The sequence below is a fragment of the Pseudolactococcus reticulitermitis genome, assembly GCF_002260845.1.
Taxonomy (GTDB): domain Bacteria; phylum Bacillota; class Bacilli; order Lactobacillales; family Streptococcaceae; genus Pseudolactococcus; species Pseudolactococcus reticulitermitis.
In genome coordinates this window covers 16,679-36,610 of sequence record NZ_BEDT01000006.1, presented here as the reverse complement: position 1 = coordinate 36,610, position 19,932 = coordinate 16,679, and the positions used below count along the sequence as shown (strand labels likewise).

18 protein-coding genes and 1 tRNA gene are annotated in these 19,932 nt (G+C 44.3%); 16 read left to right on the top strand and 3 right to left on the bottom strand.

Annotated elements, in window-relative coordinates; all coding sequences use genetic code 11:
- Positions 1-154 precede the first annotated feature (154 nt).
- Positions 155-226, top strand: a tRNA-Glu gene (locus RsY01_RS09910).
- Between the two features lie 98 nt (positions 227-324).
- Here RsY01_RS09910 and RsY01_RS09905 read toward each other — a convergent pair.
- A complete protein-coding gene (locus RsY01_RS09905; protein WP_094785383.1) occupies positions 325-1,578 on the bottom strand; it encodes a S1C family serine protease in 1,254 nt (417 codons plus the stop codon).
- 299 nt (positions 1,579-1,877) lie between these two features.
- Between RsY01_RS09905 and rlmH the strand changes: the two genes are divergently transcribed.
- From rlmH to RsY01_RS09850, 11 genes are all read left to right on the top strand, one after another.
- The gene (rlmH, locus tag RsY01_RS09900) at positions 1,878-2,354 is read left to right on the top strand and encodes a 23S rRNA (pseudouridine(1915)-N(3))-methyltransferase RlmH (RefSeq protein WP_094785415.1); all 477 of its coding nucleotides are present in this window, start codon (positions 1,878-1,880) and stop codon (positions 2,352-2,354) included.
- Positions 2,351-2,794, top strand: coding sequence for a hypothetical protein (locus tag RsY01_RS09895; RefSeq protein ID WP_094785382.1), 444 nt, complete (start codon positions 2,351-2,353; stop codon positions 2,792-2,794). Before rlmH ends, RsY01_RS09895 begins: the two co-directional genes overlap by 4 nt.
- On the top strand, positions 2,781-3,434 hold the full coding sequence (locus RsY01_RS09890) for a DNA alkylation repair protein (protein ID WP_094785381.1): 654 nt from the start codon (positions 2,781-2,783) through the stop codon (positions 3,432-3,434). Before RsY01_RS09895 ends, RsY01_RS09890 begins: the two co-directional genes overlap by 14 nt.
- A complete protein-coding gene (locus RsY01_RS09885; RefSeq protein ID WP_094785380.1) occupies positions 3,424-4,101 on the top strand; it encodes a YoaK family protein in 678 nt (225 codons plus the stop codon). Before RsY01_RS09890 ends, RsY01_RS09885 begins: the two co-directional genes overlap by 11 nt.
- A 175-nt stretch (positions 4,102-4,276) precedes the next feature.
- Entirely contained in the window at positions 4,277-5,758 is a 1,482-nt protein-coding gene (gene guaB, locus RsY01_RS09880) for an IMP dehydrogenase (RefSeq protein WP_094785379.1), read from the top strand.
- 198 nt (positions 5,759-5,956) lie between these two features.
- On the top strand, positions 5,957-6,802 hold the full coding sequence (locus RsY01_RS09875; protein ID WP_094785378.1) for a PRD domain-containing protein: 846 nt from the start codon (positions 5,957-5,959) through the stop codon (positions 6,800-6,802).
- A gap of 149 nt (positions 6,803-6,951) precedes the next feature.
- Entirely contained in the window at positions 6,952-8,844 is a 1,893-nt protein-coding gene (locus RsY01_RS09870; protein WP_094785377.1) for a beta-glucoside-specific PTS transporter subunit IIABC, read from the top strand.
- Positions 8,845-8,964: 120 nt separating this feature from the next.
- The gene (locus RsY01_RS09865; protein ID WP_094785376.1) at positions 8,965-10,401 is read left to right on the top strand and encodes a glycoside hydrolase family 1 protein; all 1,437 of its coding nucleotides are present in this window, start codon (positions 8,965-8,967) and stop codon (positions 10,399-10,401) included.
- Positions 10,402-10,440: 39 nt separating this feature from the next.
- A complete protein-coding gene (locus RsY01_RS09860) occupies positions 10,441-11,880 on the top strand; it encodes a glycoside hydrolase family 1 protein (RefSeq protein WP_094785375.1) in 1,440 nt (479 codons plus the stop codon).
- Entirely contained in the window at positions 11,873-12,718 is an 846-nt protein-coding gene (locus tag RsY01_RS09855) for a Cof-type HAD-IIB family hydrolase (RefSeq protein WP_094785374.1), read from the top strand. Before RsY01_RS09860 ends, RsY01_RS09855 begins: the two co-directional genes overlap by 8 nt.
- 51 nt (positions 12,719-12,769) lie before the next feature.
- Positions 12,770-14,212, top strand: a complete 1,443-nt coding sequence (locus RsY01_RS09850) for a 6-phospho-beta-glucosidase (protein ID WP_094785373.1) — start codon at positions 12,770-12,772, stop codon at positions 14,210-14,212.
- Between the two features lie 85 nt (positions 14,213-14,297).
- Here RsY01_RS09850 and RsY01_RS09845 read toward each other — a convergent pair whose 3' ends face one another.
- A complete protein-coding gene (locus RsY01_RS09845; RefSeq protein ID WP_157905821.1) occupies positions 14,298-14,840 on the bottom strand; it encodes a TetR/AcrR family transcriptional regulator in 543 nt (180 codons plus the stop codon).
- A gap of 142 nt (positions 14,841-14,982) precedes the next feature.
- Between RsY01_RS09845 and RsY01_RS09840 the strand changes: the two genes are divergently transcribed.
- The 4 genes from RsY01_RS09840 to RsY01_RS09825 all read left to right on the top strand — a co-directional run bounded on the left by RsY01_RS09840 (position 14,983) and on the right by RsY01_RS09825 (position 18,075).
- Complete coding sequence (locus tag RsY01_RS09840) at positions 14,983-15,879, top strand: ABC transporter ATP-binding protein (protein WP_094785371.1); 897 nt, start codon at positions 14,983-14,985, stop codon at positions 15,877-15,879.
- Positions 15,876-17,471 (top strand): ABC transporter permease, encoded by a 1,596-nt coding sequence (locus tag RsY01_RS09835; RefSeq protein WP_094785370.1) that lies wholly within the window; start codon positions 15,876-15,878, stop codon positions 17,469-17,471. Before RsY01_RS09840 ends, RsY01_RS09835 begins: the two co-directional genes overlap by 4 nt.
- Before the next feature lie 109 nt (positions 17,472-17,580).
- Positions 17,581-17,769, top strand: a complete 189-nt coding sequence (locus RsY01_RS09830) for a hypothetical protein (protein WP_094785369.1) — start codon at positions 17,581-17,583, stop codon at positions 17,767-17,769.
- 93 nt (positions 17,770-17,862) lie between these two features.
- Positions 17,863-18,075, top strand: coding sequence for a type II toxin-antitoxin system RelE/ParE family toxin (locus tag RsY01_RS09825; protein WP_094785368.1), 213 nt, complete (start codon positions 17,863-17,865; stop codon positions 18,073-18,075).
- A 54-nt stretch (positions 18,076-18,129) separates the two neighbouring features.
- Here the strand turns inward: RsY01_RS09825 and RsY01_RS09820 are convergent, their stop codons facing one another.
- Complete coding sequence (locus tag RsY01_RS09820; protein WP_094785367.1) at positions 18,130-19,431, bottom strand: serine hydrolase; 1,302 nt, start codon at positions 19,429-19,431, stop codon at positions 18,130-18,132.
- Between the last annotated feature and the right edge of the window lie 501 nt (positions 19,432-19,932).

Here is a 19,932-nt window from a genome sequence, read left to right as displayed (position 1 = left end):
CAATAGGAAACATCAGACTAATGGCGTAAATTCAAGAAAAGCAGATATTCATGAAAAAATATCATTTTTTTTTCAAAAAAGGCTTGACCTGTTTTTAATTTTACGATATAATGATTTATGTTGCTGAGGAAGAACGGCAACAAATCAACACCTCGGTCCGTTGGTCAAGGGGTTAAGACACCGCCTTTTCACGGCGGTATCACGGGTTCGAATCCCGTACGGACTATCCCAAACTTTCGTCAGACTAGACGGAAGTTTTTTTGTACTTTTTTCAGATGAGAGTGTAACCAAAAAAATCACGCTTGCAACGGCGTGATTTTTGATTTATTTATCTTGTTCAGCTTTGGCTGACTCAGTATCTTTAAAATCTAACTTATCAGAGGAAGCAGCGAGTTTCACAGTTGCTGTTTTTTCTTTGCCCTCACGATAGTAAGTCACTTTCATCTCGTCGCCAATACTGTATTTGTAAAGGGCGCTTTGAAGTTCTGTACTTGTTGCTACTTTAGTATCACCGATTTTCGTGATCACATCGTATTTTTTAAGACCAGCAGTATCGGCTGGGAGGCCTTTTTGAACTTTGGCGATGACGACACCTGCTGTGACATCGTCAGGAAGTTTGAGCTCTTCGGTATAGCGTGAGTTGAGTCCTGTCAGATCAACCATTTGCACCCCGAGGGCTGGTCGTTTGATTTCGCCGTCTTTTTCGAGCTTGTCGATGATGGCAACAACGTCATTGGACGGAATGGCAAAGCCCATGCCTTCAACAGAGACATCTTGTGAAGATGAGCCGGTCGCAGAGATTTTGCTTGAGTTGATGCCGATGACTTGGCCTTCAACATTGAGCAAGGCACCGCCTGAGTTGCCGGGGTTAATCGCCGCATCTGTTTGGATGGCATTGACATTGACGGTTTCCTTGCTTTCGTTTTGCATGATGACCTTGCGTGACAAGCTAGAGATGATGCCCTCAGTAGCTGAGTTGGCATATTCACTGCCAAGAGGAGAGCCGATGGCAATCGCAGGTTCGCCGACCGTGAGTTTAGCAGAATCGCCAAATTCAGCGACTTTTGTGACTTCTTTTGCTGGGATTTTGATGACTGCTAAATCGCTGTAAACATCTTTTCCGACGAGGGTACCTTTGACCTTATTGCCATTTGAGAGCAAGATTTCGAGCGAACTTGCGCCGTCTACGACATGGTTGTTGGTCACGACATAGGCGTCGTCGCCATCCTTTTTGTAGATGACACCAGACCCTTCACCTGCGGGTTGCTCTTTAGCACCATCTTTACTAGCAGATGATGAATCATTGCCGAAAAGCTCGTCTAATGAACTGCTACTTGCTGTTGTTTTTTGATAATTAATCACTGAGACAACTGCGTCAGAGACCTTAGCGATTGCTTTGGTTGTACCACTTGATACCTTATAGGAGACATTGGACACCTTGTTGGTACTAGTTTGGTTGCTCGGTGCTGGCACCTTACCTGTAAAATGGTCGTAGGCGATATTACCACCTAGTGAAACGGCACCACCGATAATGCCAGCAGCGATTAATTTTGCAGCAGTTTTTTTACTATTTTTCATGTGTCACTTCCTTTGTTTTTTATTGTTGATAGGTTAAGTTTATCTTATACCACTTAATCATACCTTAAAATTAAGCATTTGTTAAGTATTTAGTGAAGTGATTTGCCTCATAGTTAGAAAGTTATGCACATTTTTGTGGAGAAAGTCTTTGTTTTGTGAACAAGTGTGTAAAAATCCATGACTTTTCCACAAATATGTGGAAACTTTTGTGAAAATGTGGATAAATCAAGTTTTCACAGCCTTACATTTCTTTTATGCTGTGGATAAAAATGCGCTTGGTTTTTTGGTATAATAAACTCATGAGAATAAAGATTATTAGTGTTGGCAAATTGAAAGAAAAGTACCTGACAGCGGGGATTGCAGAATATGTCAAGCGGCTGTCGCGTTTTGGTCAGGTCGAAATCGTTGAACTGGCGGATGAAAAAACGCCTGATAAGGCGTCGGCTAAAGAAAATGCCCAGATTTTGGCTAAAGAAGGCGATCGCATTCTGGCAAAACTCACAGATCGTGATTTTGTCTATTCGCTGGCGATTGAGGGGAAGCTCATCTCATCAGAGGACTTATCTACCAGTCTGGAGCAAGCCATGCAACAATCTTCAACACTTGTCTTTATCATTGGTGGCAGTTTGGGATTGGATCCTCGGGTTAAAAAACGGGCCAATGCCCTGATTAGTTTTGGTCGGATTACCTTACCACATCAATTGATGCGGCTCGTGCTAGTCGAACAAATCTATCGTGCGTTTATGATTCGCGAAGGGAGCCCTTACCATAAATGACAGACTTACTTGAAGCGGATGTTGCCGCTGAACGTGCTAAGGGCTGTGGTCTAACTTTTATCATCTTTTTAGCGCTTGCTGCGAGTTTGCTGACATTATTTGTGGGGTATCCTGTTTATAAGTTGTTTGTTGAAAAGCATGTCCTGCGGGTTGATAAGTCGCCCAATGGTACTTATCGGGTGACGGCGGTTCGCTATGGCGACATGACGTATTGGGGTGGTGATGTCTATTCTAGTGTTACCTTAAAAGAAGCAAGGACTAGGGCTAAAATCAAGATTGGGACGACCTATAATAACGACGGTGTGGCTCAGCTCTCGATAATTTGGTCAAGCGATGATCATGCGCTTATCACTACAAACGGTGGGGCTAATAAAACCTATCAGTATGAATTTAACTCGAGGGAAAAACAGTTTAAGCAGGTGAAAAATGACCATCATTGAGACTTTTTTAGCGCATCAAAATTCGGACAATGCGTCAGGCATGAAGCGCTACATGAAAAATCACTTTGAATTTCTGGGGATTAAAACACCCGAACGTAGGGCGTTGTCCAAAGATTTTCTGCGGGAAAAAGCCAAAGCAGGGTGTGTTGATTGGGCGCTTGTGGAGAAGTTATGGGCTTTAGACTATCGTGAATTTCAGTATCTGGCTGGTGATTATCTGAAAAAAGTTCAGAAATGGCTGACCTTGGCTGATTTGGATAGACTTTATGCACTAGCCATCCAAAAATCGTGGTGGGATTCGATTGATTTTCTGGATGAAGACGTGGGCAGTATTGTGCAGCGTTTTCCACAAGCCAAGGCAATCATGCTAGACTGGTCACAAGACGATAATTTTTGGATTCGCAGACTTGCGATTGACCATCAGCTAGGCTTTAAGCTTGAAACAGATGCTGATTTATTAGCGGCAATCATCAAAAATAATGTTGGGTCAGACGAATTTTTCATTAACAAGGCGATTGGTTGGAGTTTGCGTGAATATTCGAAAGTTGCACCAGATTGGGTGCGTGCGTTTATTAGCGACAATCAAGCCAACATGGCAAAATTAGCTATACGAGAGGGAAGTAAGCATCTTGACGACTAAAAACTATCGGATTTTTGAACGGGTGCGTGTGGCAGTTCTGATTACTTTTATGAGTGGTTTTCTGGACGCCTATACCTTTGTGACGCAGGGGAAACGGTTTGCTGGCTTACAAACGGGGAATTTCATTTATTTAATGAAAAGTCTGGCAGAGGGCGATTTTAAGGTAGCGGGCAATTATTTACTGCCGATTTTTGCCTTTATGTTAGGCGCTGTGTTTACTTATTTTGCGCGGCAATTTGCTGTGCAAAACAGACATTTGCGTTGGCATGCCTTAGCTGGGTTAATTATTTTTATGGGGGTGCTGATCACTGCTATCATGGCAAAATTTGTTGCCTCAGAATGGACGGTGCTGTCGCTTTCTTTCATCGCTGCGGTTCAGCTGGAATCTTTCAAACGCATGCGGGGAGTGCCTTATACCAATACGATGATGACAGGTAATCTGAAAAATATGTCGGTTTTCATCGTGCAGGGATTGGTTGAGCGAAAGCCTGAGATTTTAAAGCGTGGTGGTTATACTTTTCTGATTATCGCAGGTTTCTGTCTGGGTGTCTTCATCTCGACGGTTTTAGCCCATCAGTTTGATGAAAATGCCCTTTATGCCTTGTTGCCTGTTATCTTCGGCTTTAATTTGGTGCTGTATTTGGAAAAAGTGGATAGTTTTGAATAGGAAAATAAGCAGGGTGCATTGGGGGCTAGGCTTATTTTTGAACGTTCCATCATGTTTCAAACATCAGTTAAAGCAAATGTATTGACAAAGTCAGATAGCGTGATAAAATAGTAACAATATCTAAACACAAGCAAGTATTTGCTTAATCAAAATTAAGAAAGAAGGAACTATTTCAATGTCAAATTGGGACACTAAATTTCTGAAAAAAGGCTACACATTCGATGACGTATTGCTCATTCCGGCTGAAAGTCATGTGCTACCAAACGAGGTCAACATGAGAACGCAGCTGGCACCCAACTTGATTTTGAATATTCCCGTGATTTCAGCGGCCATGGATACAGTCACAGATAGTGCGATGGCCATCTCGATGGCACGCCAAGGTGGGATGGGCGTGATTCACAAAAATATGAGCGTGACTGAGCAGGCTGACGAAGTGCGTAAAGTCAAACGTTCAGAGTCTGGTGTGATCACGGATCCATTTTTCCTGACACCAACACATACCATTCAGGAAGCAGAAGATTTGATGTCAACCTACCGTATTTCTGGTGTGCCAATCGTTGAAACGCTTGACAACCGTAAATTGGTCGGGATTTTGACGAACCGTGATTTGCGTTTTGTTGAGAATTACGATCAAGAAATCAAAAATGTGATGACGTCCGAAGATTTGGTAACGGCTCAAGTTGGTACAACCTTGAAAGAAGCGGAATCACTTCTTCAACAACATAAAATTGAAAAATTACCGCTTGTCGATGGTGAAGGTCGCTTGTCAGGCTTGATTACGATTAAAGACATCGAGCGTGTGATTGAGTTTCCAAATGCGGCGAAAGATGCTCATGGTCGTTTGATTGTCGCGGGTGCTGTCGGTGTGACCTCTGATACATTTGAACGGGCAGAGGCCTTGTTCGAAGCGGGTGCTGATGCGATTGTAATTGACACAGCCCATGGTCATTCAGCGGGCGTTCTGCGCAAAATCGCTGAAATTCGCGACCATTTCCCTGACCGGACTTTGATTGCGGGTAACATTGCCACTGCTGAGGGTGCGCGTGCCCTTTATGAAGCAGGTGTTGACGTGGTTAAGGTTGGGATTGGCCCAGGTTCTATCTGTACGACGCGTGTCGTGGCGGGTGTTGGTGTGCCACAAATTACAGCCATTTATGATGCGGCGGCTGTTGCGCGTGAATATGGCAAAACGATTATCGCTGATGGCGGGATTAAATATTCAGGCGACATTGTCAAAGCCCTCGCAGCCGGTGGGGATGCCGTCATGCTAGGCTCAATGTTGGCCGGAACCGACGAATCACCAGGTGAATTTGAAATCTACCAAGGTCGTAAATATAAAACTTACCGTGGCATGGGTAGCTTGTCAGCGATGAAAAAAGGCTCATCAGACCGCTATTTCCAAGGCGGTGTCAATGAAGCCAATAAACTGGTACCGGAAGGCATTGAAGGGCGCGTCGCTTACAAAGGCTCAGCGACCGACATCGTTTTCCAAATGATTGGTGGTCTGAAAGCCGGTATGGGTTATACAGGTGCTGCCGACATTGAAGCCTTGCATGACAATGCGCAGTTCATTGAAATGTCAGGCGCTGGTTTGAAAGAAAGCCATCCGCATGATGTTCAAATTACCAAAGAAGCACCCAACTATTCTGTGCATTAAGCCTAAACATCTTCTAGTCCTTCGGGAATTAGGAGATTTTTTGTTATTTAGCTATTGACAACGCTTACATAAAAGTGATAAGATGGATTTAAGCAGAACGAGGGTAGTTATTATTAAGTTAAGCTAGACCAAGGACAGATAGGAATGCCTATCGTTTTTGGTCTATTTTTTATCTGTTTAAAAAGATGGGGTTAAGTTATGCAAATCAGTAAAATTCTGAATAACAATGTTGTTATTACCGAAAAAGATCAAGCAGAAGTCGTTGCTATGGGGCGTGGTCTAGCATTTGGTAAGAAGATTGGTGATGATATCGCGGTGGATAAGATTGAAAAATGTTATACACTGCAAGGTGATGAGAGTAGTCGTATTGATGAGCTACTCGCTGGTATTCCTGATGAGATTTTTGTGATTACCGATAAAGTCATTACTTTGGCCAAGGAAAAAATTCCTGGCAAAATCAATGATTCCCTTTTTCTGTCCCTAGCGGATCACATTAACGCCACACAACTCCGTGCGTCAGATGGTTTTGTCATCAAGAATTTCTTGCTTTGGGATATCAAACGTTTCTTTCCGACGGAATTTAGCATCGGGAAAAAAGCAGTCGCTGACATCGCAAAGAAGTTTGACCTGCCACACTTGCTTGATACGGATGATGAGGCGGGTTTCATTGCCATGCATATCGTCAATAGTGAGCTTGGTCGAGGCAACTCTAGCGCGTCAGAACTGACGAAACTGATGGAAGAAATGCTGACGATTGTCAAATATAGCTTAAAAGTTGCGATTAATGAAGAAGATATTTTCTTCCAGCGGTTTGTGACCCATCTCAAATTTTTCAGCGAACGCGTCTTGCTTGATGATGGGACGACCTTGCCTAATAGCGATGACAGTCTCTTTGAGATGATTGTTGAAAGATTTCCTGAGAGTTATGAAACAACGCTTAAAATCGTTGGTTTCTTAAATAAAACGCGTGGCTATCAGGTTTCAAAAGATGAACAGACCTATCTCACGATTCATCTGGCGCGGATTGTGCCACAAACTACTTAACTATGTTCATTCGGGCGTCTTGCCCTTGAAAATATCATTATCAAAAGGAGCTGAAATTGTCGTGTCCGTGGAAAGACACAAATCGCTTGGATCGTTACATTAAGTTGGCGAAACCTCCAGTAAAATTTAATTATTTTTGGAGGAAAATCATGGGTAAATATGAAGAACTGGCGAAAAAAATCGTCAAAGAAGTGGGTGGCAAGGAAAATGTCAACTCGTTAACCAACTGTATCACAAGACTGCGTTTTAAATTGAAAGACGAGTCGAAAGCCAATACAGAAGCGCTGAAAAACATGGATGGCGTTGTTACCGTCATGCAGGCGGGCGGTCAATATCAGGTCGTCATCGGCAACCACGTACCTGACGTACGTCAAGATGTTGATGCGGTATTGGGCGTCTTAGAACCCGTCGCTGATGATGGGCCAAAAGGTAACCTATTTGACCGATTTGTCGACATGGTTTCGGGTATCTTTCAACCGATTTTGCCAACACTAGCAGCAGCAGGTATGTTAAAGGGTATGGCGGCGATTTTGAGTTTTGCCATGGGGCCAAGCTTTGCAAAAGAATCGACTTATGCGGTCTTTAATGCCATGGGCGATGGTCTCTTCATGTTCTTGCCAATCTTTCTTGGTTACACGGCTATGAAAAAATTTGGCGGGTCACCTTTCTTAGGGATGATGATTGCATCAGCCTTAGTCTATAAAGGCTTTATTGATGGAGCGGCAGTAAAAACCTTCGCTGAAACGGGTGGCATGCATTTCTTCGGTATTCCATTCTCAATTCCACAAGCAGGTTATGGCTCAACCGTGATGCCGATTATCGGGTCAACTGCTTTCGCAGCTTTTCTAGAAAAAACACTTCGGAAAGTTATTCCAGATGTTGTTAAACTTTTCCTCGTGCCATTTTTCACAGCTTTAATCGTTGTCCCATTGACTTTCCTAGTCATCGGTCCTGTGATGAACTTAGCAGCGGATTTATTAGGGAATGGTTTACTTGCCGTTCAAAACTTTAACCCAATTATTTTTGGTGCGATTATCGGTTTCGGTTGGCAGATTTTGGTCATGTTTGGCATGCACTGGGCGCTGATTCCGTTTGTGCTCATTGCCCTTGCAGCACATCAACCCACTTCTCTTTTGGTGGGTAGCGGTAGCGTTTCGTTTGCCCAAACAGGTGCGGTGCTTGCCGTCTTGCTGAAAACCAAAAACATGAAATTAAAAGAATTGTCTATCCCAGCCTTTATCTCAGGTATCTTTGGGGTGACGGAACCAGCGATTTACGGGATTACCTTACCTAAGAAAAAACCATTCTGGGCATCATGTATTGTTGGTGCTGTCACAGGTGCCATTGCGATGGGCTTAGGCGTTGAAGCTTATAATAATGGTGGTTTAGGTATTTTCAGATATACAACACTGATTGCGCCAGATGGCTCAATGAAATTTGTGATTTATAGTGTCATCTTGGATGTCGTTGCTTTAGTGGCAGGCTTTGCTTTAGCATATGCCTTAGGATTTGACGATGATGCAGAGACTGTGGCACTTACCAAAGAAGAAGCTAAAAAAGCAGCGACAGGTCAAAAAAAGGTTCAACCTGAAAAAGAAATTTTGGCGACGCCTGTAGTAGGTCAAGTTTTACCACTTAGCGAAGCAGGAGATGCTGCCTTTGCGGAAGGCATTATGGGACAGGGTGTTGTTGTCTTGCCAAGTAAAGGCGAAGTCGTCGCACCAGCTGACGGTATCGTGATGACCTTATTCCCAACGAAACACGCCATCGGCTTACTGACAGATGGGGGTGCGGAAGTTTTAATCCATGTCGGGATTGATACGGTACAGCTTGACGGACAGTATTTTGAGGCCTTTGTCAAACAAGGCGATGTCGTGAAAAAAGGTCAGAAATTATTAACCTTTGATATTGACGCCATCGAAGCAGCTGGGTACAGTACGCAAACACCAGTCATCGTGACGAATACACCAAGTTATGAGCAAATCACAGTCACAGATCAGGAAATGGTTAGCGACCAAGATATGTTGCTCATGCCTGTTTAAGTCAGACTGTACATGTGAATAACGGGGATCAAACTGTCAAATCAAATAGTACGCCTAGGCGTACTATTTGCACAAGTAAGTGTAAATAATCTATTAAATTAAACACAAGATAGGAGAAACATGACATTTCCAAAAGATTTTTTATGGGGTGGCGCAACAGCTGCCAATCAATTTGAGGGTGGCTACGACCAAAGGGGAAAAGGTCTTGCCGTTCCTGATTTGAAAACGGTCGGCGGGGTCAAACTTGCACGGCGTTTTACACCAACGGTTGAAGCAGGGGTTTATTATCCAAGCCACAAGGCGATTGATTTTTACCATCACTACAAAGAAGACATTAAACTTTTCGGTGAGATGAATTTCAATATTTTCCGCATGAGTATTTCTTGGTCACGGATTTTTCCAAATGGTGACGAGTTAGAGCCAAATGAAGCAGGTCTGGCATTTTACGATGATGTTATTGATGAACTGATTAAAAATGGGATGACGCCACTGATTACCCTATCGCATTTTGAGTTGCCAATGGGCATTGTGGAAAACTATAATGGTTTTTCAGATAGGCGTGTGATTGATTTGTTTGTCCGCTATGCTGAAACCGTGATGACGCGCTACAAATCTAAGGTCAAATACTGGATTACCTTTAATGAAATGAACTTCGGCGCGATGGATCATGGTGAGCTAACCGTCTTAGGCATGAATCCAAACGATGAAACGCTCTATCCAAACGGTGCCAAAACCAATGAAAAAGTCCGTTTCCAAGCCCTGCACAATGCCATGGTCGCAAGTGCTAAGGTTGTCAAACTGGGTCATGAGATTAATCCAGACTTCATGATCGGCTGCATGATTTGCCATATTACCAGCTATCCGCTGACGCCAAAACCTGAGGATGTCCTCAAACGCAAGGAGTTTGACCTTTTATTTGCCAAGTTTGTCGGCGATGTCCAAACCCGTGGGGTCTATCCACCTTACATGACGACCTACCTGAAAAATAAGGCCATTTTCCCGGTTTTTGAGACAGGCGATGCCGAAATTCTCAAAGCTGGCACGGTTGACATGTACACGTTTTCTTACTACATGACGATTTGCATCACGACCGACGAAAACGCCAACGAAACAGGCGGCAACCTCATGGGCGGCAAAGCCAATCCCTATCTCAAAGCCAGCGAGTGGGGCTGGCAGGTTGACCCGATTGGCCTGGAATATACCTTGCTCGACCTGCAAGACCGCTATAACATGCCCCTGATGGTCGTGGAAAATGGTCTAGGCTTTGCGGACGAGCTGCAAGCAGACGGGACGATAGTAGATGATTACCGAATTGAGTATATGCGGGATCATATTAAAGCCATGGATTCAGCCATCGAAAAAGGGGTCAATCTGATTGGCTACACCATGTGGGGACCGATTGACCTTGTATCAGCAGGCACCGGCGAAATGGCAAAACGTTATGGGTTCATCTATGTCGATATGAACAATGATGGCACGGGCAGCCTCAAACGCTATAAGAAAAAATCATTTGACTGGTATAAAGCAGTGATTGCGACGAATGGGGAAAAACTTTAAGCTAGAAAATAGCTTAAAGTGCAAATGAAGGGGGACAAGATGACATTTCCAAAAGGATTTTTATGGGGCGGCGCAACGGCTGCTAATCAATTAGAAGGGGCATACGATGTCGACGGCAAAGGGCTGTCTGTCGCAGATGCCATGCCGGGTGGTAAAATTCGCTGGGGCGTGCTAAGCTCGGAAGATTTTGATTGGTCGATTGATGCCTCAAAATATGTCTATCCCAATCACAAAGGGATTGACCATTATCATCGGTTTAAGGAAGATATAGCCTTGTTTGCGAAAATGGGCTTCAAGTGTTACCGTTTCTCGATTGCTTGGACGCGCATTTTTCCGCAAGGCGATGAGCTGGAGCCAAATGAAGCAGGTTTGGCATTTTATGATAACTTGATTGACGAATGTCTGAAATATGGCATTGAACCAGTGATTACGATTTCCCATTACGAGATGCCCTTGCATCTGGCTAAGGCTTATGGTGGCTGGAAAAATCGCAAATTAGTTGGCTTTTATGAAAATTTCGCCAAAGCTGTTTTGACGCATTTTCATCAAAAAGTGACCTACTGGATGACCTTCAATGAAATCAATAGTGCCTTTGCCATGCCAGCCTTGTCACAGGGTATGGTTGGGGCAACAGGTGCTACTGACAAGCAAAATGTTTTCCAAGCTTGGCATCATCAGTTTCTGGCCAGTTCGCTTGCGGTTAAAATCGGGCATGACTTAAATCCCGACTTGAAAATTGGCTGCATGATTATCTATGCGACGACTTACAGTTTTGATGCCAATCCGATTAACCAGCTGGCGACGCTGCAGTATAATCAAGCCTTTAACTATTTCTGCGCGGATGTGCAGGTTCGTGGCGAATATCCAGCCTATACTGATCGGTTGCTCAAGGAAAACGGCGTCCAACCTCTGGAAATGGATGAGGGCGATTTGGCGCTACTCAAGGCTTATCCCGTGGACTATATCGGCTTTAGCTACTACATGTCAGGCGTGCAAAATGTCACGGCAGAAGATAGCGAAACAGTCGAGGGGAACATTTTGGGTGGCGTTAAAAATCCATTCCTTGAAGCAAGTGATTGGGGCTGGCAGATTGATCCAACCGGTCTGCGCCTTGCCTTGAATGATCTTTATGGGCGTTACCAAGTGCCACTTTTCATCGTTGAAAATGGTCTAGGCGCTTATGATACGGTTGAACCAGATGGGTCGATTAATGATGATTACCGAATTGATTATTTGGCGAAACATATCACAGCCATGGGGGCAGCGATTGAAGATGGTGTTGACCTCATAGGCTATACACCTTGGGGCTGTATTGACTTAGTGTCAGCCTCAACTGGCGAGATGAGCAAACGTTATGGCTTTATCCATGTTGACCTAGATGATCAGATCGAAGGCACAGGCGAGCGTCGGCCGAAAAAATCATTTAAGTGGTATCAAAAAGTGATTGCAAGCAATGGTGAGGACTTAACCAATGACTAAAATTGCCTTTTTCGATGTGGATGGCACGCTGGTTGGTGATGCGGGTATCCCGACACAGGCAACGATTGAGGCGGTTCATCGCTTTCAAGCAGACGGCAATCTAGCCTTTATCTGCACGGGTCGTTCCAAACCTGAAATATTGCCAGAGATTATGGCGATTGGTTTTGACGGCATTATCGGTGCAGGCGGTGGCTACATTTCCTATGGTGATGAAATTCTTCATCATCATACCATGCCAGCAACAGCTGTTCGGGAAATTATTACTTTTTTCGATGCGCAGGACATCGGCTATTATCTGGAGTCAAATAGTGGCTTGTTTGGCAGTCGCCATTACAAAAGCAAAATTCAAGAGACGATTCGTGACTATTGTCAGGGAGATGAGCTTAAAACTGCCCAGCTTGTCACGGCTAGCCAATGGTTCTATGAGTTGATTGACAGCTTTGCTGAATGTGAGATTGACTATGCCGATGTCAATAAAATTTCCTTTATCAATCGCGAGATGCCCTATCAAGACATCGCCGATAAATTCGGTCAGCAGTTCGAAATGTTTCAGATGACCGTGCCATTTTTTGGCAAGGAAAGTGGTGAAATTGCGGTCAAAGGCAACGATAAGCAAACCGCAATCGAACTTGTCCTCAACAAACTCAAGATGACAAAAGCAGATGCCATCTCAATTGGTGATGCGAACAATGACCTCGCCATGTTCCGTGCTTGTGGCTACAACATCGCCATGGGCAATGGCACAGACGACCTCAAAGCAGCTGCTGATGAAGTCACGCTAGATGTGGCACATGATGGTATCGCTGAAAGTTTCAAGAAACATCATTATTTTAAATGAAAAGGTGTTGCTCGTTATAAACTGGATTAAATAAAAAATAAGGAGACAAAAATGGGATTTCCAAAAGGATTTTTATGGGGTGGCGCGACTGCCGCTAACCAATGTGAAGGGGGCTATGATGTAGATGGTCGTGGCCTAGCCAATGTCGATGTCGTGCCACTCGGCAAGGATCGTTTTCCAATCATTACAGGAGAAATGAAACATCTGTCGTTTGACGATGATCATTTCTACCCAGCAAAAGAAGCGATTGATATGTATCATCACTTCAAAGAAGACATCAAATTGTTCGGCGAAATGGGTTTTAAAACCTACCGTTTATCCATCGCTTGGTCCCGCATTTTCCCCAAAGGTGATGAAAAAGAGCCAAATGAAGCAGGTCTCAAATTCTATGAAGAGTTATTCAAAGCATGTCATAAATATGGGATTGAGCCTTTAGTGACCATCACGCATTTTGATTGTCCGATTCATTTGATTACCGAATATGGTGGTTGGAAAAACCGCAAGCTCGTGGACTTCTACGAAAACTTGGTTCGTGTGCTTTTCACACGCTATAAAGGTTTGGTCAAATATTGGCTGACCTTTAATGAAATCAATATGATTCTTCATGCCCCATTTATGGGGGCGGGTCTGACTTTTGAAGATGGCGAAGACAAAGACCTAGCCAAATACACAGCAGCCCACCATGAATTACTAGCCAGTGCCAAAGCGACGAAAATCGCCCATGAGATTGACCCTGAAAACCAAGTCGGCTGTATGATGGCGGGCGCGGTCTACTATCCGTACTCATGCCGTCCGGGAGATGTTTGGGCAGCCTATGAAGATGCGCGTGACGAGTATTATTTGATTGATGTGCAGGCGCGTGGCGAATATCCGAACTACTTCTTGAAACGTTTGGAACGTAAAGGTATCCAGTTGCCGATTGAAGATGGCGACCTTGACTTCCTCAAAGCCAATACGGTTGATTTCGTGTCCTTTAGCTACTACGCAACGCGCGTGTCTATCGGTGCTGACAACGATGAGGTTGAGTTCACGCCATCTAACATTTTCGACTCTGTCAAAAACCCTTATCTCGCCTCAAGCGAATGGGGCTGGCAGATTGACCCGCTCGGGTTCCGGACAACCTTGAATAGTCTGTATGACCGTTATCAAAAACCGCTTTTTGTAGTTGAAAATGGTCTAGGTGCAGTCGATACGCCTGACGAAAACGGTTATGTGGCAGATGACTACCGCATTGACTATATGGCGCAGCATGTGGATGCCATGCGTGATGCTGTTGAGCTTGATGGCGTTGAGATGCTTGGCTATACGTCTTGGGGTTGTATTGATTTGGTGTCTGCCGGAACGGGCGAGATGAAAAAACGCTACGGGTTCATCTACGTTGACCGTGATAACGACGGCAACGGGACGCTCAAACGGACGCCTAAGAAATCTTTCAACTGGTACAAGCAAGTCATCGCAAGTAATGGTGCGGATACATCTTGGGAAAAAGAATAATTGATATAATAGAAAAGTCGACCTCGGTTGGCTTTTTTGGTACTCAAAAAGCCTTAGCATACAGGCTAAAGCTTTAGTTGATAAGTCATCTCAAACCATTCAAAAAAATCGCAGTCAAATCATCGGTCATGGCAAGGAGTTTGTCGGGCGTCTCGCCAAAAATTTTCATGCCCTCGCTGTAAATTTGAAAAAGACTCAAAATCGTATCATCAGAATAGCGAGGATTGATGAAACCGTCTGTCCGCCCTTTTCCAATCAAGGCGAGCATGAGTTGCTGAGACTGGTCACGTGCAGCTTGGTCGTAAAAAGTCGGATCAGTGGCGTAGAGCGTCATGATATTTTGGTTGAGACAGGCAGTATTTTGCTGCATCGCCGCCAGTTGAAACTGCGTGATGGCACGGTAAGCTGCCTCGAAAGATAAATCTGAGCTAACAATCCTGTCGTACTGATCATAAATCATCTGAAAATGGTCAAAAATGACTTTTTTAATCAACATTTGTTTGCTGTCATAATAGTTGAAAATCGTGACCTTGGAAACGCCAGCAGCCTGTGCAATATCAGTCATTGCAATAGTTTTAATCGGAAATTGATTCAGCAAATCAAGCGTCACCCGCTCAATTTTCGCCATCTTCTCTAATTTGTTTTTGGTATAACCATTCATAGTCTTATGATAAAACTTTTGAACTGATTTGTCAATATGAGTACAAAACGAGTTGACAAATGCCATTAAAAGTGTAAAATATGAACTATATATCAGAGGAGAGTTCAAAATGAAAGAAATGATTAAAATAGAACATCTAAAAAAGTCATTTGGCAAGTTTCAAGCCTTGAAAGATGTGACTTTTACCGTCAATGCGGGTGAAGTCGTTGGGTTTCTGGGGCCGAACGGTGCAGGCAAGTCCACGACGATCAGAACGCTGCTGGGTCTGCTGAAAAGAGATGGCGGCACCGTCACCATTTTTGGACAGGACGTCTTCGCCGCGGCAGACAGTATTCACGAAAAAATCGCCTATGTTCCCGGGGAAACCAATGTCTGGGCTAACATGCGCGGTGGCGATATTTTGGCACTCTTTGCCAAACTGCGTCAAAATGTCAACCTCGACAAGCAGGCTGAACTGATCAAAGCCTTTGAGTTTGACATCAACAAAAAAGCCAAAGCCTATTCCAAGGGTAATAAGCAGAAAATCGCCCTGATTTCAGCACTGGCGACTGAGGCTGACCTCTATATCTTTGATGAACCGACGAGCGGGCTTGATCCGCTGATGGAAAATGTCTTTCAAAATGAAGTCAAACGCCTGAAACAAGCCGGCAAGGCGATTTTGCTCTCCTCGCACATCTTGTCAGAAGTTGAAAAACTCGCTGATACCATTGTCATCATCAAAAATGGCGAAATTATCGAGCGGGGCAGTTTGCAGGAGTTGAAGTCGATTACCCAGTCGAAGATGACGGTGACAACGGCGTCTGACTTATCGGAGCTACGTGATTTTCCGAGCGTGAGCCAGCTTCAAATCTCAGGTAACACAGCGACGTTTTTACTAGATGATGCGGGTGTATCAGCGGTCATGACCTATCTGGCAGGGCAAGAAATTCTCAAAATTGACACGCAAAAACCGACACTTGACGAATTGTTCATGGATAAATACGCTGAAAGCGGTGATGCCTTATGACAAATTTTGCGCTCATTTTCAGAAATTTAGTGAAAAAAGATTGGAAAAAATTAAGCCTTAACTTGGTTGGCTTGGTTTATTTTGCCGTCTTTTATGCACCGATGATGAAAGATATTTACAGCACCAAGGCTGACCTTTTAGCCATGTTTGAGACGCTGAAAAATCCAGCTATGATTGCCTTGGTCGGCCCGACCGAGGCGACAGCGCAAACCGTTACCCTCGCCAGTTTCTATTTTCAGGAAATGACCTTATTTACAGCGCTGATTTTCATTATCGTGGGCATCTTGCACGTCCTATCTCGCACACGCGCGGAGGAAGAGGAAGGCTTGAGCGAACTTATCCTTAGTTTTCCCGTCGGCAAATTGACGCAAGCCGGCGCCGTTTTACTGGAGCTGACAGGCTTTTATCTGGCGAGCGGTCTCCTCATCACAGCTGGCATGACCGCCTTAACCCACGCATCCGATGGCTTTAGCCTGACCGCAAACTTGCTATACGGCTTTGGTTTAGGCATGACCGGTCTCCTATTTTCAGCGCTCGCCTTGCTAATCGCACAACTTTTCGATACCGCAAGCACCGCTCGAAACGTGACTTTCGGGCTCCTCGGCGCCCTCTACATCGCCCGTGCTTTCACCGATTTGTCCAGCGCAACGCTCATGTTCTCTCGCCTTAACCCGCTTGCCTGGGTCTATCTAACCAGCTCCTCCGTCGGGAACCATGGTCTCTATCTTCTAGCACCGCTGTTTTTGGCAGGGTGTCTAAGCCTGATGGCGCTGTATTTGCAGCACCATCGTGACATCTCAGGTAGCATTTTCAGCGAGAAAGAAAAGCCCCACCGCGCCAGCTGGCTTTACAGCAGCACCCTCGGTTTCGTTGCCAAAAATGCGCAAGGCCAGCTGATGATTTGGGGCATCGGCCTGTTTATCATGGGCGCGACCTACGGCTCGATTTTTGGTGACATTGATAAGTTTGTCAAGACCAATGCGACGATTAAAGCCATGTTTGTCGAAAATCCTAAGTTTAATCTAGCAGAGCAATTCATGGGGACGATTTTAATGGTGCTGGTCGTTTTATCAGTCGTGCCAGTTATCAGTCTGGTTGGTCGCCTTGCCAAGGACGAACGCTTAGGACGCTTGGACTTGTTATTTCTGAAAACGTCACGCACCAAACTCCTTTTGAGCACATGGGGACTTGCGGTTCTGGTGGGCACAGTCATCGCAGAACTTGGCGGCTTGGGGCTGTACTTGGCTTCGGCTACCGTGATGAGCAAACCCATACCGCTCGCCACCGTGTTGACAGCCGCTTCGGCCTATCTCCCCACTCTCCTCGTTTTTGCCAGTCTCGCGACAGTTTTAATCGCCATTAACCGAAAATTACTAGACATCGCCTGGGTTTATTTGATAGCCAGCTTTATCATCGATTATCTCGGTAGCCTGATGAAACTCGGCAAAACCTGGCACCAAGTCACGCCTTTTTACTGGGTGCCAAGGTTGCCAGTCGATTTGATGGACTGGCACTACGTGATTGTCATGGGCGTCGTAGCTCTGGCTTTACTGGCGTTCAGTAGCTTGATTTATCGCAAACGAGATATTTAAAGAAAAACTTAGGATAATAGTCACTTGATTTCATATTATCCTAAGTTTTTGGTTTTTTGACACAATTATCGATAAATTATATCATAAATTCATAGAAAAGAGGTGTCCTATGAAGCAATCAATCGTGCCTATTTCAGAATTATCCAATTATACGAAAGTGATTAATAAAGTTTCAAGTGACTCTGCCGTTATTTTAACTAAGAATGGCTATGGCAAATATGCTGTTGTTGAGCTAGAATTTTTAGAATCTCTGGTCAATGAGTTAAATGATTATCGTGAAAAAAGCATCAGTTTATAAAAAAGCATTTGATGATGCCCATCAGCAAGTAGAAGGAAACGATGAAAAATCAGTGAGCTTTTCTGATTATCAAAAGCAGAAGGGTTGGGATGAGTGAAAGAAATGATTTTAACGCTAGAAGCACAGGAAAATATCGAGGATATTGAAGGTTACATCAACAAACATTACAGTGTGCCAAACACAGTCCAAGAATTTAGAAATCATTTAGAGCGGGCAGTTGACGTGATTTCCAAAAATCCTAAAATTGGCAAGCTCTATGATGCCGTTGTGCGGAAATGGGTTCAAAATTACTATCAAAATAGATAAGACAACAGTTCAAAACCCTCCCCAGATGTTTCGCGATATCTAGGGAGGGTTTCTTTATAATTTGTCATTCACGAACTTAACAAAATGGTTCCACATGACCTTAACCGCATTACTACGCGGGACAGGTTGAGTCGCTGTCAGATAGAACGTATTGCCATCAGAGCCTGGCAAGTAGCCGAGCTTGTCCTTGATTTGGAAGCTCACTTTGACCAGTTTCTGATTTTTCTTGATGGCAGCCGTGACGGGTGCAGCTTGTTTCTTATTAAAAGAGATGCTTGTCGTTGCATCTGTATCACTCATCGGCACGACGGTTGAAAAATCATCGGCGGGTAGGACGTTGACACTGGTTTTTTGCCCATCAACCACCGTTAGCTTGGTCGGCGCTTCGGCATTGTCCATCTTAATCCCCTTGGTCGCAATTTTCTGAGCTTGCCAGTTGCCGTAGACTTCATTCATCAGACTACCCGTTGCTGTAAAGCGGGCATACTCGTCAGTATCGGCATTATCAGCATTGAGGACGACGGTGATAATCCGAAAGTCATTTTGCACGGTTGTGCCGACAAAACAAGCGCCGGCAAATTCAGTCGTACCAGTTTTCAAGCCATCCACGCCACCACGCGCGGCGGGCAGTCCCATCAGCATGTAGTTATAGGTCGCTAAGGTCTGCTCAGAAGCACCGCCCTTATCGAAAGTCGCGATAGTCTGCTTAGTCACGTCCAAAACTTCCGGAAAATCACGGATTAAATGCTGAGAAATAATCGCGAGGTCTTTAGCCGACAGCATATTTTCGTCGGTTTCGGATGAACCGGGATAGATGTTATTGCCGAGGACACTGTTATTCAGACCAGAAGCGTTGACTAGCTTAGCATCTGTGATGCCCCAGTAAGCCAGCTGTGTTTTCATCATGTCGACGAATTTCGGTTCAGAACCGCCGATTTTCTCAGCCAGTGTAATCGCCGCCGAATTGGCCGACTGAATCATCGCTGCATTGAACAAATCGCGGATGGTAAACGCCTCTTTCGGATCCATGACGGCGATGTTGGACGCCTGCGGATCCTGCGTCAGGGCATAGGCGTATTCACTCATCTCGACCTTGTCTTCCCAGTGCAATGTCCCTTTTTTGATGGCATCTAGGGTCATGTAGGCTGTGAGAAGTTTCGTCGTCGAGGCGATGCCCATCGCCTCATCAGCATTCTTAGCATAAAGAATTTTTCCACTGTCGGGATCAATGGCAATGGCAGCCTTTGCAGGGGCGTCATAGGCACTATCAGCCCAGACTTGCCTTGCCTGCACCACAGGCAAGAGAAAGGCTAAACCGAGCGTCAGTCCTAATATTAGTTGCTTGATTCTAGTCATACTATTTATTCTATTCATCATAAGTCAAATTATATCAAAATTTCAGATATTCTCAACTCAAGTCGACAATGATCGGCTACTTATCTTGTGATTTTAGTGGAGATGTGATAAAAAAATCTGGACATAAAAAATTTAAATGCCCAAAAATGAGATAACGCGTAGCCAAAAGAAAAGCAAGATCAAAAAATGTTAGTAGCGACTAAGGGATTAAATTTTATTGGTTAATAACAAGATGAGAGAATGGTGACAGCGTTGATTGACTGGGTAACGTGTTTGAACGAGCGTTGGTTAGCTCGTTTTTTAATGGCTGAAATAGGTCTAGACCATTGGTATTTAACAGAATTAGGAATAACATCGTCGAGTTTATCAGAAGCGAAAAAGCAGCGTTTTAAAATAAAATTCTTATAAAAAGTTCACATATCGTTTGTTTATTTGTTTTCTTTTTGTTAGAATCGGAGTATAGATAATTAGTAAATCATGAAAAAGATGTAAAAAACTGAT